Source organism: Mesorhizobium sp. YL-MeA3-2017 (assembly GCF_030814575.1).
In the GTDB taxonomy this organism is placed as follows: Bacteria; Pseudomonadota; Alphaproteobacteria; order Rhizobiales; family Rhizobiaceae; genus Mesorhizobium; species Mesorhizobium terrae.
Genome location: NZ_JAUSVH010000001.1, coordinates 4,088,235 through 4,102,021, shown reverse-complemented (window position 1 = coordinate 4,102,021; position 13,787 = coordinate 4,088,235). Strand labels below are relative to the sequence as shown.

At 63.2% G+C, this 13,787-nt stretch carries 12 protein-coding genes; 7 read left to right on the top strand and 5 right to left on the bottom strand.

Features of this window, described 5'->3' with window-relative positions; all coding sequences use genetic code 11:
• Positions 1 to 31 precede the first annotated feature (31 nt).
• Positions 32 to 829 carry a glycosyltransferase family A protein gene (locus QFZ88_RS19390; protein ID WP_024924911.1) on the top strand — a complete coding sequence of 266 codons (798 nt, stop codon included), beginning with the start codon at positions 32 to 34 and terminating at the stop codon, positions 827 to 829.
• Here QFZ88_RS19390 and QFZ88_RS19385 read toward each other — a convergent pair.
• Entirely contained in the window at positions 774 to 1,910 is a 1,137-nt protein-coding gene (locus QFZ88_RS19385) for a glycosyltransferase (protein WP_244431319.1), read from the bottom strand. The genes QFZ88_RS19390 and QFZ88_RS19385 overlap by 56 nt on opposite strands.
• Before the next feature lie 361 nt (positions 1,911 to 2,271).
• Here QFZ88_RS19385 and QFZ88_RS19380 point away from each other — a divergent pair, with 361 nt between their 5' ends.
• The 3 genes from QFZ88_RS19380 (at position 2,272) to QFZ88_RS19370 (ending at position 6,162) form a co-directional block, all read left to right on the top strand.
• On the top strand, positions 2,272 to 3,555 hold the full coding sequence (locus QFZ88_RS19380; protein WP_137901080.1) for an O-antigen ligase family protein: 1,284 nt from the start codon (positions 2,272 to 2,274) through the stop codon (positions 3,553 to 3,555).
• Between the two features lie 163 nt (positions 3,556 to 3,718).
• The gene (locus tag QFZ88_RS19375; RefSeq protein WP_024924914.1) at positions 3,719 to 4,921 is read left to right on the top strand and encodes a GNAT family N-acetyltransferase; all 1,203 of its coding nucleotides are present in this window, start codon (positions 3,719 to 3,721) and stop codon (positions 4,919 to 4,921) included.
• A 2-nt stretch (positions 4,922 to 4,923) separates the two neighbouring features.
• A complete protein-coding gene (locus QFZ88_RS19370) occupies positions 4,924 to 6,162 on the top strand; it encodes a glycosyltransferase family 4 protein (protein ID WP_024924915.1) in 1,239 nt (412 codons plus the stop codon).
• On the opposite strand, the gene QFZ88_RS19365 is transcribed toward QFZ88_RS19370, so the two are convergent.
• Positions 6,140 to 7,054, bottom strand: coding sequence for a glycosyltransferase (locus tag QFZ88_RS19365; RefSeq protein ID WP_051504907.1), 915 nt, complete (start codon positions 7,052 to 7,054; stop codon positions 6,140 to 6,142). The genes QFZ88_RS19370 and QFZ88_RS19365 overlap by 23 nt on opposite strands.
• A gap of 295 nt (positions 7,055 to 7,349) precedes the next feature.
• Between QFZ88_RS19365 and QFZ88_RS19360 the strand changes: the two genes are divergently transcribed.
• The 3 genes from QFZ88_RS19360 to wecC are packed head-to-tail and all read left to right on the top strand — an operon-like array spanning position 7,350 to position 10,736.
• Positions 7,350 to 8,588 carry a hypothetical protein gene (locus QFZ88_RS19360; RefSeq protein WP_024927540.1) on the top strand — a complete coding sequence of 413 codons (1,239 nt, stop codon included), beginning with the start codon at positions 7,350 to 7,352 and terminating at the stop codon, positions 8,586 to 8,588.
• Entirely contained in the window at positions 8,566 to 9,402 is an 837-nt protein-coding gene (locus tag QFZ88_RS19355) for a WecB/TagA/CpsF family glycosyltransferase (RefSeq protein ID WP_244437869.1), read from the top strand. Before QFZ88_RS19360 ends, QFZ88_RS19355 begins: the two co-directional genes overlap by 23 nt.
• 5 nt (positions 9,403 to 9,407) lie before the next feature.
• Positions 9,408 to 10,736, top strand: coding sequence for a UDP-N-acetyl-D-mannosamine dehydrogenase (wecC, locus tag QFZ88_RS19350; RefSeq protein ID WP_275040865.1), 1,329 nt, complete (start codon positions 9,408 to 9,410; stop codon positions 10,734 to 10,736).
• On the opposite strand, the gene wecB is transcribed toward wecC, so the two are convergent.
• The 3 genes from wecB to QFZ88_RS19335 are packed head-to-tail and all read right to left on the bottom strand — an operon-like array spanning position 10,692 to position 13,786.
• Entirely contained in the window at positions 10,692 to 11,894 is a 1,203-nt protein-coding gene (gene wecB, locus QFZ88_RS19345; protein ID WP_024924919.1) for a non-hydrolyzing UDP-N-acetylglucosamine 2-epimerase, read from the bottom strand. The two genes, wecC and wecB, sit on opposite strands and share 45 nt — an antisense overlap.
• Positions 11,895 to 11,944: 50 nt before the next feature.
• On the bottom strand, positions 11,945 to 12,883 hold the full coding sequence (locus QFZ88_RS19340; RefSeq protein ID WP_051504908.1) for an ExeA family protein: 939 nt from the start codon (positions 12,881 to 12,883) through the stop codon (positions 11,945 to 11,947).
• Between the two features lie 15 nt (positions 12,884 to 12,898).
• The gene (locus QFZ88_RS19335; protein WP_024924921.1) at positions 12,899 to 13,786 is read right to left on the bottom strand and encodes a CpsD/CapB family tyrosine-protein kinase; all 888 of its coding nucleotides are present in this window, start codon (positions 13,784 to 13,786) and stop codon (positions 12,899 to 12,901) included.
• Between the last annotated feature and the right edge of the window lies 1 nt (position 13,787).

The following is a 13,787-nucleotide window of genomic DNA, read 5'->3' as shown; positions in this document are numbered from 1 at the left end:
CGCGGAAACAACACCTCATCCGGAGTGACCGATGGAGCCTCGGCGCTATTCCGCCCTGATCCGCACCTTCAATTCCCGTGCGACCCTGCCGGCGACGATCCAGTCGCTGTCAGCGCAGAACTGGCGGCCGCTTCGCTATGTTTTCGTGGATTCGGGATCGACCGACGGGACACTCGATATCGTTCCGGCCGGCTCGGTCGTGCATCGCTATGTCGGCGAGGAATTCAGCTATTCAGGATCGCTGAACCAGGGCATAGACTATCTGGATACAGACTATGTGCTGATCGTTTCCTCGCACACGGTTCTGACCAATCCCGATGCCGTGGCTTATGCGATAACCCTGCTTGCCGAAAATGACGGCATCGGCGCCGCCTATTTCTGCGCGGAGGATGAAGGTTGCCTGTCCCACATCCTGATCGACCAGACCAACTTCACCGGTTTCAACGGCGTGTGGAACACATGCGCGGTGGTCAAGACGGCGCTGCTGAAGAAGCGGCGCTTCCGGCCGGAAGTGTTTTCCGCCGAGGACCAGGAATGGTCGGCATGGCTGTTCAAAGTCGAGCGCAAATCCGTGGCGCGCATTTCCGGTGGAGGCATGGGTTACCGGAACCCTCGCAAACATCCCATGCGCAAGCGCTTGAACGAGAACATCGCGGTGGCGCTCTATGTGAAGCCGGAGATGCTCGGCCTGCCCTATCTAGCCCGCGTGATCTACAGGGTGTTCAGGCCGGTTTCCGCGTGGCGGGAACGCGTATTCAATGCACGGCTGCTTGTCAGCCTTGTTCGATGCCAGTTCTCCCAGCCGAAGCTGAAGTCCCGCTATTTCTAGCCGGCTTGTCGTCGCTCGCGGGCTGAAGACGTTGCAATATTCCCGTATAAAGCCTGACCACTTCTTCGCGTTCCCGTTCGACGGAATATTCGCTGCGGATGAAGTGCGACGCCACAAGGCCCCGGTCGCGGCACCAGTCGGGGTCGGCGCGCTCACTAGCGATGGCCGCTTCCACCGCCTCGACGAACCCGACCACATCGCCGCTTTCCACCGTGGCGCTGAACTCCGGCCGGAAGAATTCGCTGCCGCCAAAACCATGGTTGCCGACGACATAATTGCCGCAAGCCATCGCCTCCGCCGCGGGCAAGCCGAACCCCTCGTGCTGGGTGAATGCGAGGAAGATGCGCGTCGTGCGCAGATAAGCGGCCACTTCGGCATGGGACAGGCCGTCGAGCGGCAGCAATTCCCAGTCGCGGAGGCTGCCCCGCGCGCGCAATATCTCGATCACCTGCCGGGCGCTCTCGTGGCCGCGACGCGGCATATAGGCGATGCTACGCGTGCGAGGGCGTCCGCCAGGATGAAACAACGCGCCGTCGATGGAAAGATGGATGCGTTCGACCAACCCCTCGCCGAACGCCATTTCCAGCATGCGCTGGTTGTGACGGGAAACCGTGACGGTACGGATCAGGCCGGAGCCGGGCCGATAACAGCACGCGATCCGCTCCGGCGCGTGCCGCCAAGTCAAATGGCTGTTCTGGTTGAAGATGACATAGGCGAGCGGTTTGGGCAGGTTTGAGAGCAGGTCGACATCGATTTCGGCAACGACGAGCAGATCGCCTTGTCTTATCTTGGCGTGAACGCAGTCCGTTACCTTGGTGGCGTTGTCGAACCAGCTGCAGCGGAAGCCGGGGCGCCAATGAAGGACAAAGGCGTCTATGCCCGCGGCATTGAGGATATCGACGTGACGGTAGATGACGCGGATGCCACCCGAAGGCTCGGGATGATCCGGTGTCAGGAAATAGACAGCGGGTTGGCTGCTGCGCCCCTCGCCGATCGGGATCCTCAACCTCTCCCGGCGATAGCGGTCTCCGAAGGTGGCCATGTTCCGATAGAGCGACCGCGCCATGCCCTCGACCGACATCGAAATGTCCTCGTCTCGATCTTGCCCGAAACCGGCCGGCATCCATGTGCGAAACCGACCGAACCGTCGAGCCTTCAGCCAGGTTCCAGCGGTCCATCAAAAAATACGCCGCACCGCAGGTTAGACAATATAGCCGCCCCTACATCAAAGTGAGTAATCCCACGCCGCGCGGATTGACTCTAGGCTCTCCGGCGCCCTTGGTCGAATTCGAGGGCGGGGGCGTGTCATGCGCAAGCGAGAAACCTACCCCATCGGACCAGACGGGGCTGTCGCGAACGGCCTGGCAGACCCTGCGTTCGGCGCGAGGCCTGGCCGGCGCGGTTCCGCTTCGAGCCGCCTGGCGTCCGGCAAGCAGGACATAGTGGCATCCAGGCCCCTGTCTTGGCCGATATTCCTCTTCCTGATCTCACTGCTTGTCCCATGGATCATCAATATCGGTCCGATGCGTCTGTCGGTTTATCGCCTGGTGCTGCTGGCGTGGTTGTTCCCGTGCCTGGTAATGTGGCTGAGCGGAAAGGCAGGCCGGATACGCCTCGCCGACATCTCGTTGCTGCTCTACTGCCTGTGGTGCTTTCTCGCCATCTCGATGGTGCACGGTTTCGGCTACGCCGTGCAGCCGTCGGGCATGATCTTCATCGAGACGATGGGCACCTATCTGCTCGCCCGCTGCTTCATCCGCGACGCTGACGACTTCCATGCCATGGTGTCGCTGTTCTTCAAGCTGGTCGCCTTCCTGCTGCCCTTCGCCGTGATCGAGGCCTGGACAGGCCGCAATTGGCTGTTGAGCGCTTTTTCGTCGATCAGCCGGACTTTCCCCGACGACTACCTCCAACCGCGCTGGGGGCTTCGCCGTGTCCAGAGCCTGTTCGAACATCCGATCCTGTATGGTGTCGTCTGCGCCAGCATTCTGGCGCCAACGCATCTGGTTCTTGGCTATGGCAAGACATTGGCGCGCCGCTGGAGTGCGACGATCGTCGTAGCTGCCGCAACGCTTTTGTCGCTGTCGTCCGGCCCGCTGACCGCGCTGACTTGCCAGGCGCTGCTGCTCTTCTGGTACTGGCTGTTTGGAAGCATAACGAGCCGCTGGAAGATTCTGTGCGGCCTGCTTTTCCTCATGGCTGCTTCCATCGAGGTCTTGTCCAACCGCGCGGTTCCCGTCGTCTTCATGTCGTATTTCTCATTCGACGAAAGCTCGGCCTATATGCGCGTGCTGATCTGGCGCTACGGCACAGCCTCAATCCTCAACCACCCGCTGTTCGGCATCGGGTTCAATCCGTGGAACCGGCCAGACTGGATGACCACGAGCATCGACATGTACTGGATCGTCGACGCCGTGAGGCACGGCATACCGGCCGGCTTCTTCGTGATGTTCACCTTCTTTTCGACCTACCTGCCGGTCGCCTACAGATCCGGGCTGGACGAAAGAACGCAGGTTTATCGTACGGCCTATCTGATGGCGCTGACCGGTTTTTTCCTGGTTGGGTGGACGGTCTATTTCTGGAACGCGACCTACGTCGTTTTCATCTTCGCGCTGGGTAGCGGGGCCTGGATTCTCGACACGCCGCAGCTGAGCAAGCCTGCGCGCGCGGCAAGGCCGGGTGCCACGCGTGCGATCGGCGCGATGCTGCCAGAGCGTCCAAACTGATGGAAGGTTTCGCCCCGAGCGGCCTCGATACGTCCAATTGCCGAACGGGCTCAATCTTTTGCTCCCTCGGTGCTGGATGGTCGACGCACCGGCCCTCGGCTAGCCTCTGGGCAACGCAACGGCCGCCTCCCCTTTCAAGCCATCGCGGTCAGGGACATTGTCGATGAGCGCTGTGTCGCTATCCAGCCAGACCGGGGCCGTCGCCATGCGTGACGACATCGCAACGGTGGCAACAACCCTGGAACAGGTCGAAGCCTTGCGTCCTGCCTGGAACACCTTGCCCGTAGTCGATATCGATTCCGACATCGACTACTTCATGACCGTGGTAAAGCATGCCAAGCAGGTCGTCAGGCCCCATGTCGTGCATATCCGGCGCGATGACGGGTCCAGCCTGATCGCCGTGGCGCGGCTCGAAAACCTGCCGGTGGCGTTCCGCTTCGGCTATCGCACGCTTGGCCGCGTAACGTTGCGGGCGATTGTTGTAACATTCGACGGCATTCTGGGTGCGCGAACGCGAGAGGACGAAGCGCTCGTCATGCGGCATCTGACAGACGCCTTCAAGAGCGGGAAGGCGGACCTGCTGCTGATGCGCAATGTCGATATCGAAAGCACGCTCTATCAGGAAGCCACTGCAGCGACCGGAACGGCGCGCCGCGCCCATGGGCAGCCGGCGGCGCCACGATGGGTGGCCTGCATGGCGGGTTCGCTGGAACAATTCCTGGAAAGCCGTTCGGTGAAGACCCGCGAAACGCTGCGCCGGCACGATCGGCGGCTGACCGACAAATTTGGCGACCGTCTACGATTGCACAGATGGAGGAGCCTGGAAGACCTGCCTCGCATCTGCAGCGACATGGAAACGGTGGCCGCCAAGAGTTATCAACGCGGGCTCGGTGTCGGCTATCTGGGCGACCCGATGCAAAGGGGGCTCATCGAACTCGGCCTGGAGCGAGGATGGCACCGGACCTGGATGCTCTCCATCGACGAACAGCCCGTCGCGTTCTGGACCGGTCTGGCTTATGCAGGAACCTTCTTTGCCGGCACACCCGGCTTCGATCCGGAATATGGCAAATACTCGGTGGGTCGCCTGACCATGTTGCGCATGATCGAGGACCTTTGCGCGGACCCGGACATCAAGTGTCTGGATTTCGGCCACGGCGATGCCGAATACAAATCCGCCTATGCGCAACGCATCCGCATGGAGAGCGACGTGATGCTGGCTGCCCGCCGCCCCTGGCCGATGCTCGTGGTGCTGGCGGTGTCCGCTCTTGCGATGATCAACAAACAGGCCCGGCGCTTCGCCGAAAACACCGAACTGGGGCGACGCCTCAAGGCGGGTTGGCGGCATGGCAAGGCACAAGGCGGCTGATCATGCTCAAACTGCTCCTGGTCGCGCCGACCTGCAACGGCGAGGATGTCGGCGAAGCCTGGGTGGCGCATCAATGGGCGCGCCGTCTCGGCGAGCGCCACGACGTCACCTTGCTCACCTATCACAAGCGGGGCGCCAGACCGGCAGCAGAACAACTTTCGGGCCTGCGCGTCGTCGAGTGGGTAGAGCCGCCGCTGCTCGGCCGGGCCGAGCGGCTGAACAGCATGCTCAAACCCGCCTATGTTCCGTTCTATATCCACGCCCGGCGCTGGATCCGGCAGGAACTGGCCAACGGACAGCACTTCGACATCGCGCACCAGCCGGTGCCGGTCGCCATGCGCTACCCTTCGCCGCTGGCCGGCCTCGGCATTCCCTTCGTCATCGGACCGGTCGGTGGTGGTCTCTCGACGCCAGCGGGATTTTCCGCGGACGACGGGCGTCAACAATGGTTTGTCGCGCTGCGCGGCCTCGACCGCTACAGGCGCATGTGGGACCCGATGCTGCGCCAGACCTATCGCAGCGCCGACTGCGTACTCGGCATCGCCAGCTATGTCGAAGCCCAGCTCGCCGAAATCCCACTGCGCCGTTTCGAAGTGATGAGCGAGACGGGGCTCGACGAAATTCCGGCGCCGATCGACCGTCGCGGCAGGTCGGAGCCGCTGCGCCTGCTTCATGTCGGGCGTCTCGTCAGGACGAAGGGTGCGCGCGACATCCTTCGCGCCATGGCGCTCACCGCCGATCTTCCGGTCAGGCTCGACATCGTCGGCGAAGGCCCTGACCGCGCCGCCTGCGAAGCATTGGCCGCCGCCAACGGGCTTACCGACCGGGTGACCTTCCATGGTTGGCGATCCAAGGCGGAAGTCGCCGATTTCTACCGGGCAGCCGACATCTTCGTGTTTCCAAGTTATCGCGAGCCCGGTGGAAACGTGGCGCTGGAGGCGATGGGCTATTCGCTGCCGCTGATCGTCGTCGACCGCGGCGGCCCCGGCAGCGCCACATCCGATGCCTGCGCCATCAAACTCCCGGTCAGCACGCCGGAGGTGCTGGCCGGGGATATCGCCGCGGCTATCCGCAAGCTCGCCACCGATCCGGCCTTGCGCCTCAAGATGGGTGCGGCCGCCCATACGCATGTCGAGAAGACCGCGCTGTGGTCGGCGAAGCTCGATCGCATGGATTCCATCTATGCCGAATTGCTGGGCGCCAAGGTCGGGCCGACGCTCAGGGCTGACGCAGCGGCGTAACCGCTGCTCGCAAAGCCGCTCGATGCCCGGGGCCGAGCGGGGCCCGCATCATTTCGCCGACAATGATGCTTAGCCGGAACAAAGCCGTCGACAGCAGACCGTGATGCCGGCGGAAATAACGGATCCTGTTGGCTGTCATCATCGCCGAAAGATAGGGGTTATTCTGATATTCCCCGCCGATGTGCACGGCGCGCGCCTCGGGAACATAGGTCACGGCAAGCCCTGACCGCCGCACGCGTTTCATGTAGTCGACCTCCTCACTGTAGAGGAAGAAGCTCTCGTCCCAGTCGCCGACCATGCGCCTAGCCCGGGCGGAAACCGCCAGAATGGCGCCTGTCGCCCATTCCGCACTTCCGCCCTTGGCATAGAGACCGGGATCGTCGACGATTTCACCCGCTCTCAGTCGTGCCGCCAGCCCCGTGCCGAGGAGAGCATCGGACCATCCGGTCCTGACCGACGGTTCGCGGCGCAATGAACGCGACACCGCGCCGGATTCGGTCAGCACCTGCGGCACCGCGACACCGACCGATAGGTCGCAGAGTTTGAGGCGCAGGGCGCGTACGGCGCCGGGTTGAAGGCGGATATCGGGATTGAGGACCAGCAAATCCGCCTGCGGCCCTACCGATGCCGCCGCTGCGTTTATGGCCGCCGCATAACCGGCATTGCGGCCCATGCGAATGACGCGCGGGCGCGTCGGATGGGTCAGCGCTATGTCGACGGAGGCGTCGGCGGAATCATTGTCGGCCACGATGATCTCGACGCTTCCGGCGCCTTCGCACCCAGCCGGCAACGAGGCCAGCAGGCCAGGCAGAACATCGGCGCTGTTGTAGGTGACGATGATGACGGCGAGCGGAGGCCACGCCCCGGCAATCATCGCATCGGCAGAATCCATCCGTTTCGCCCCGCACGAATTTGGGTGACTGTTGAAGGCAGATTCACCTGCCGGATCGGGCAGCGAAAGAGTGCCTTTCGTATGCGGCTTAGTCCTATCGGCGTAGCCAGCAACAGCGCCGTCGACGGCCAACGCGACCGCGTAATCCTTTCTGGTCAATGGAATGCGGCACGGGATTTCTCGTATCTTTTGTGGCGGGTCGCACGAAACGCCGACCGTTCGAAAACGGCGGTTTGGCGGCGGCAAAGTCACCGCACTGTCTGCGAGCCGAAGCGGGAGAGAGCATTTGACAGCGATGGCCTTTTCACGGGCGGACAGCCCTAGACCGAATGGCGCAGGCGCGACCCGCCTGCCGGTGATCGATCGGCTCGACGCACTTGAAGCCGCCTCTCCGATCACGCGGGCGCGATTGGGAGAGTTGATCGCACTGGCCAAGAACGGCCTGCCGCAAATGTACAGGAAAGGCGCCTTCGTCCATACCGTGCGCGGCAGCGAGACGCAGCCGGACGCCCCCGTTCGGCCGGAGGGCGACAGCCTTCGTTATGCGATCAACGTGGCGCTGGGACTTTCCTTCATCGATGTAGAAGAGCAGTGCGGCATTCTGAATGGCGCCACCGCCGCCGACCTCATCCAGACGACAGCCACGCGGGCGGAATTTTCCCACGATCCCGGTGCGGTCGCGCTGGCGGCATGGACCGCAGCGGAGGCTGGCGGCCTCTATGCCGCGCCGCTTTTCGCCGGCCTGACCGTACTTCTTGCATCGGGAGTGCCAGTCGCGACCGTCGACTGTTCATGGATGCTGCTGGCCGGGCTCGCCGGCCGACACCTTGGCGACACCAGCCGGTTGACGGCCATGGCCCGCGACAGGCTGATCGGCGCGCAGAGCAAATCCGGCCTGTTCCCTCACAGACTGCCCGCCTCGTCCAACGGACGCTTGCGCGCCCATGTCGGTTGTTTCGCCGACCAGGTCTATTCGACGCAAGGTCTGGCGCGATTGTCCGTCGCTCAATTCGATCCGCAGGCGCTGGTGGCCGCAGAAGCCTGCGCGGCGCGCATCTGCGCCCTGCAGGGACCCGCCGGCCAATGGTGGTGGCACTACGATGTGCGCGACGGCAGCATCGTCGAGGGCTATCCAGTCTACTCCGTTCACCAGCATGCGATGGCGCCGATGGCGCTGCTTGACCTGCGCGAAGCCGGCGGCACCGACCATCTCGACGCATTGGTGAAAGGCCTGGCCTGGCTCGACCATCATCCCGAGATGGAGGCGCCGCTCATCAGCCAGAGCCACGGCGTGATTTGGCGCAAGGCGGCACGGCGCGAGCCGATGAAGGCCGCGCGTGCGATCTCAGCCGCCACGACGGCGCTCCGGCCCGGACTGCACATTCCTGGCCTGGATACGCTCTTTCCGCCCGGCCAGATCGACTACGAATGCCGGCCCTACGAACTGGGCTGGCTGCTTTACGCCTGGCTGTGTGGCGGCACGGTGGAGCGCCTGCGCGGCATGCCGGCCCATGGAGCCGCCGCCAAATCCTGAGGAGTTATCGATGAGCGCGGATCGACAATTGCTGTTCGGAGTCTATTTCGACGCCCTGCGCATGGAAGACGTGATCGCCCGCTGCCGCACCGCCTTGGTCACCCGCAGCCGCATGCTGCTGGGCGTGTTGAACGCCGCCAAGGTCGTTCATATGCGAAACGACCCGCTGCTGCGGAATTCGCTGATCGATTGCGACCTCCTGCTGGCCGACGGACAATCGATCATATGGGCGAGCCGGCTGCTTCGGCGTCCCTTGCCGGAACGCATCGCCGGCATCGACGTGTTCGAAGGCCTGCTTACCCTGGCGCATCGCGAAGGGCGCTCGATCTATCTGCTCGGCGCGCGCGCCGAGGTGTTAGCAAAATTGCAGGATCGTCTATCGGAACGATTTCCGGGGCTGCGCATCGTCGGCAGCCATCACGGCTATTTCCAAGCTTCCGAAAGTGCAGCGATCGCCGATGATATCCGCGCCTCCGGCGCAGACATGCTGTTCCTGGGCATTACCTCGCCGAAAAAGGAAATCTTCCTCAGCGCGTATGGGGGATCGCTCGGAGTACCGATCCTGCACGGTGTGGGTGGTTCCTTCGACATCATGGCGGGCTTGACCAAACGCGCTCCGCTCCGCTGGCAGCGTTGGGGGATGGAATGGGCGTATCGGCTGCTGCAGGAGCCACGCCGCCTTTTGGGGCGTTATCTGGTCACCAACAGCGTCTTCATCCTTTTGACGGCGCGGGAGGTCATCGCGCCGGCCCGTGCCTTTCAGTCGACGAAAATCGCCACTCATCCCACTCCAATCGGGAGTCTCCGGCATTGAACATCGTGGTCACGCAAGATGGCGGCACCGCCATCAACACCCCCGCCACTCACCGCAACGAGAGCTTGAGTGGCCCCATGAATGCACCGTTCAGCGGCAAGCTGGCCATTCTCGGCATGGGCTACATAGGATTGCCGACAGCCGTGGCACTGGCGACGCGCGGCATCGAGGTGATCGGCGTCGATGTCAATCGCGACATCGTGGCGGCCGTATCGCGCGGCGAGGTGCCGTTCGTCGAACCTGATCTGGCAATCAGCGTCAGCGGCGCGGTGGCGATGGGCAGGCTGACCGCGACGACCGAAACCCCGGAAGCCGATGCCTACATCATTGCAGTTCCAACACCTTTCAACGGCGATCATACGGCCGATCTTTCCTTCGTACAGGCAGCTGTCGAACAGGTCGCGCCGAAGCTGCGACCCGGCAACATCGTCGTTTTGGAATCCACGTCGCCCCCCGGCACCACCCAAAAGCTGGCGGAGTGGATTTCCGCGCAGCGGCCGGACCTGAGGATGCCGGACGACAGCGAGCCGAACGCCGACATATTCATTGCCCATTGCCCGGAGCGCGTGCTGCCCGGCCGGATCATGATCGAGATTATCACCAATGACCGCGTCGTCGGCGGTCTGACACCGCGCTGCGCCGAGCGCGCGGCCTCAATCTACCGTGTCTTCGCCCAGGGCGAGATATTGCTCACCGACGCTGCCAGCGCCGAAATGGCCAAGCTGGTCGAAAACGCCTATCGCGACGTCAACATCGCGTTTGCCAACGAACTTTCGCTCATCGCCGAGTCGCTGCATATCGACATCTGGGAGGTTATCAGGCTGGCGAACCGGCATCCACGTGTCAAAATCCTAAGCCCGGGCCCCGGTGTCGGAGGTCACTGCATTCCGGTCGACCCCTGGTTCATCGTATCGGCCGCACCGCTGCTGTCGACATTGATCCGCACCGCCCGCGAGGTCAACGATCGCCGGCCGCATCACGTCGCGGAGCAGGTCGTGGCCAAGGCACAACGCTTCCGTTCGCCAACGATCGCCTGCCTCGGGCTGACCTTCAAGGCGAATGTCGACGACATCCGGGAAAGCCCGGCCATCGAGGTTGTGGGGCTGATCGCTGCCGCCCTGCCGGAGGTCGATATCCTGGTTTGCGATCCTTATGTCGACCACGTTCCAGCAGCGTTGTCGGGCTACGCCAATGTGAGGCTGGAAAATGCCCATGCGGCGGTAGAGCGCGCCGACATCGTTGTTCTGCTCGTCGAGCACGAGCCGTTCAAGGCGATGCGCCACACCCGCCTAGGCGGCAAAGTCGCCTATGATACGCGTGGCGTCTGGCGCTGAGTTGCGGTCGCGCACCGAACGCCAGCAATCGAACTCGGCGGCCAGTTCTCCCAGACCGAAGAAGTGCTCGATGGCGCGTACCGCGCGCCATGCAGCACGGCCGTCGCCGTAGGGGTTAACCGCCCGCGCCATCGCGTCATAGGCGACGGCATCGACAAGCAGTCGGGTCGTGTCCCTGACGATCCGCTCGTCGTCGGTTCCCACAAGCCTGACGGTGCCGGCGGTCACCGCCTCGGGACGTTCTGTGGTGTCGCGAAGCACAAGCACCGGCTTTCCGAAAGTGGGCGCCTCCTCCTGCACGCCTCCGCTGTCGGTCAGCACCAGCGCGCAGTCATGCATCGAGCGCACGAAATCGCTGTAATCGAGCGGCGCGGTGATCAGCACATTGTCGTGCCCCGCCAAAGGCGGCAACAACACGTCGCGCACGGCCGGGTTTAGATGTGCGGGCAGAAGAAAGACCGTGTCCGGGAAGGCCTTGGCCAGACGCGCTATCGCGCAAGCCGCCCGGGCCATCGGCTCGCCCCAGGATTCGCGTCGGTGCATGGTCACCAGCACGCTGCGCCGCCCGCAAATCCTCAAGATATCCGGATTTCTGACGGGAATGTTTCGTCCGACGACATCCAGCAAGGCATCAATCACCGAATTGCCGGTGACGGTGATGGCATCCTCGTCGACGCCGTCATGCAATAGGTTTGCCTTGGAGCTTGGGGTGGGTGCCAGATGGATCGCTGCGAGCCTTGTCGTCAGCCGACGGTTCGCCTCTTCGGGGAATGGATTGTAGAGATTGCCGGTTCGCAGTCCCGCCTCCAGATGCACCACCGGAACCTGCCGGTAGAACGCCGCGAGTGCAGCCGCGAAACAGGTCGTCGTATCGCCCTGCACCAGGACCGCGTCGGGTTCTTCCTGAGCGATGATATCGGAAACGCCACCGAGGACGCGGCTGGTGACGTCCTCCAGGCGCTGTCGTTGGGTGATGATGTTGAGATCGTAAGCCGGCTCCACTCCGAACAGGGCATTCACTTGATCCAGCATCGCCCGGTGCTGTCCCGTCACCGCCACCACGGCCTGAAGATGGTCGGAGCGGTCGATCTCGGCAACGAGCGGCGCCATCTTGATGGCTTCGGGACGGGTGCCGTAGACGATGAGTATCTTGCGCATGCCGAACTCCTTTTTGAGGCCACCGCCAGCCAGCGCTTACGACTCCGGCCTTACAGGCCAGCGGGCATGGCCGAGGCGGTTGGGAACGGGGTCTTGCGGTCGACGAGGACCTGCCGGATCAGATCCGCATCGACCGTCGCGCGGTCGTCCGCAAAGGCGTAGACAAGCGCGTAGTCGCAGATCTGGTTGATGACGCGGGGCAGCCCGCGACTGACCGAATAGACGAGGTCGCAAGCCGCCGGCGAAAATATCTGGCGGTCGGCGCCTGCCACCCTCAGCCGGTGGGCGACATATTGCTCCACCGCTTCGGCGGGCATCCCTGTGAGATGGAAGCGCGCCGAAACCCGTTGCGCGAACTGCAGCATCGACGGGCGGTCGATGGTACGATTGAGCTCGGGTTGACCGGTCAGCACGATCTGCAGCAGCTCGTCGCTTTCGTCGTTCAGATTGGACAGGCAGCGCAGCTCCTCCAGCATCTTCACCGAGAGGTTCTGTGCCTCGTCGATGATCAGAACGGTGTGGCGCCCCCTGGCCTTCTCGCCGCGCAGCAGCATCTCGAAATGCGAAAACCGCTGGACATGGGGAATCCGCCCCTCGAGAGGCTCCTGTAACGACAAAAGCGCCCAGTGAAGCAGGCTTCCCCGCCCTGCGATCGCATTGGAGACCAGACCGATGCGCAGGTTGGTGCCGGCCGTATTCAGCAGATGGCGCACGAGGGTGGTCTTTCCCGCGCCGATCTCGCCGGTGATCATGATGATCGGCGCGAAGGTCGCCAGCCCATATTCCAGCATGGCATAGGCGCGGGCGTGAACCGCCGACCAGAAGACAAAATTCGGGTCGGGCAACAGGCTGAACGGCCTTCCGTTCAGGCCGAAATGCCTGGAATAGATCGGAAACCGGCCATTGTCCGGCGGTTCACCGCCATCGTCGCAAAATGGGCCGCCCCTGGTTACGGACGATTGTGGTGCGAAGGCTTGCGGATCGTGCAACGGCGTAGCTCCGCGTCAATAACCGTATTTTTCGGGTGCATAACGGCATTTGTTGAGGACGACGCCGAGCAGATTGGTCTTCTGCGACAGCTCGCGCTCGCACAGGTCGACCTCAGCCCGCGTCGTCTGCTCCGCGGCAACGACCAGGATGGCGCAATCCACATTCGGTAGGAATGCCGCGACGTCGTCATTGGCGAGCATCGGCGGCAGGTCGAAGATGACGACATCGGGCGCCAACTTCGGCTTCAGGCTTCTCACGGCCCGTGTGGCTCCGGGGCTTTGCAGCAATTCGGCCGCCAGGGTGACGGGCCGCCCGTTGGGCGCTATGGCGATGTTTTCGCCATAGCGCCGAAACGCTTGTTCGGCGCCAATGCGCTCGGCAAGAAAATCCTCGAGCGGGGGAGCGTCGCGGACCCCGAGCAACGCGCCGATCTGCGGGCGATGCAGGTCGAGGTCGACGAGAAGGGTGCGGCAATCCTTCTGGTTGGCGAGGCTGAACGCCAGATTCAGGCTGACCAGCGTCTTGCCGCATTGCGGTGTGGGCGAGGTGATGAGGACGGTGTCCCATTTGTTCTGGCGCAGAAGCTGGAGAACCTTCGTGCGCAGCATGTCGAACGCAACATAGGCCGGGTCCGACCGCGTGGTGGTGACGATGCGGTTGCGGTTTAGCTGACGGGCATCCGGCTCACAAATCGGCAGAGTGGACCAGAGCGATGTCGGGAACCGGTCGCGTGGGGGCAGTGGCGCTACCTTCTCGGCGACGGGCACGGAACCGAATTCTTCGCTGGCGGGTGCCGGGCCGAATTCTTCGCGAGCCTTGCGCAAGGCCGTCTGAATCCGCCCAACGCCACCGTCGGACTGCGCATGTTCGGGAAAAGCCGGGATGATGGTTTCCTGTTTCATG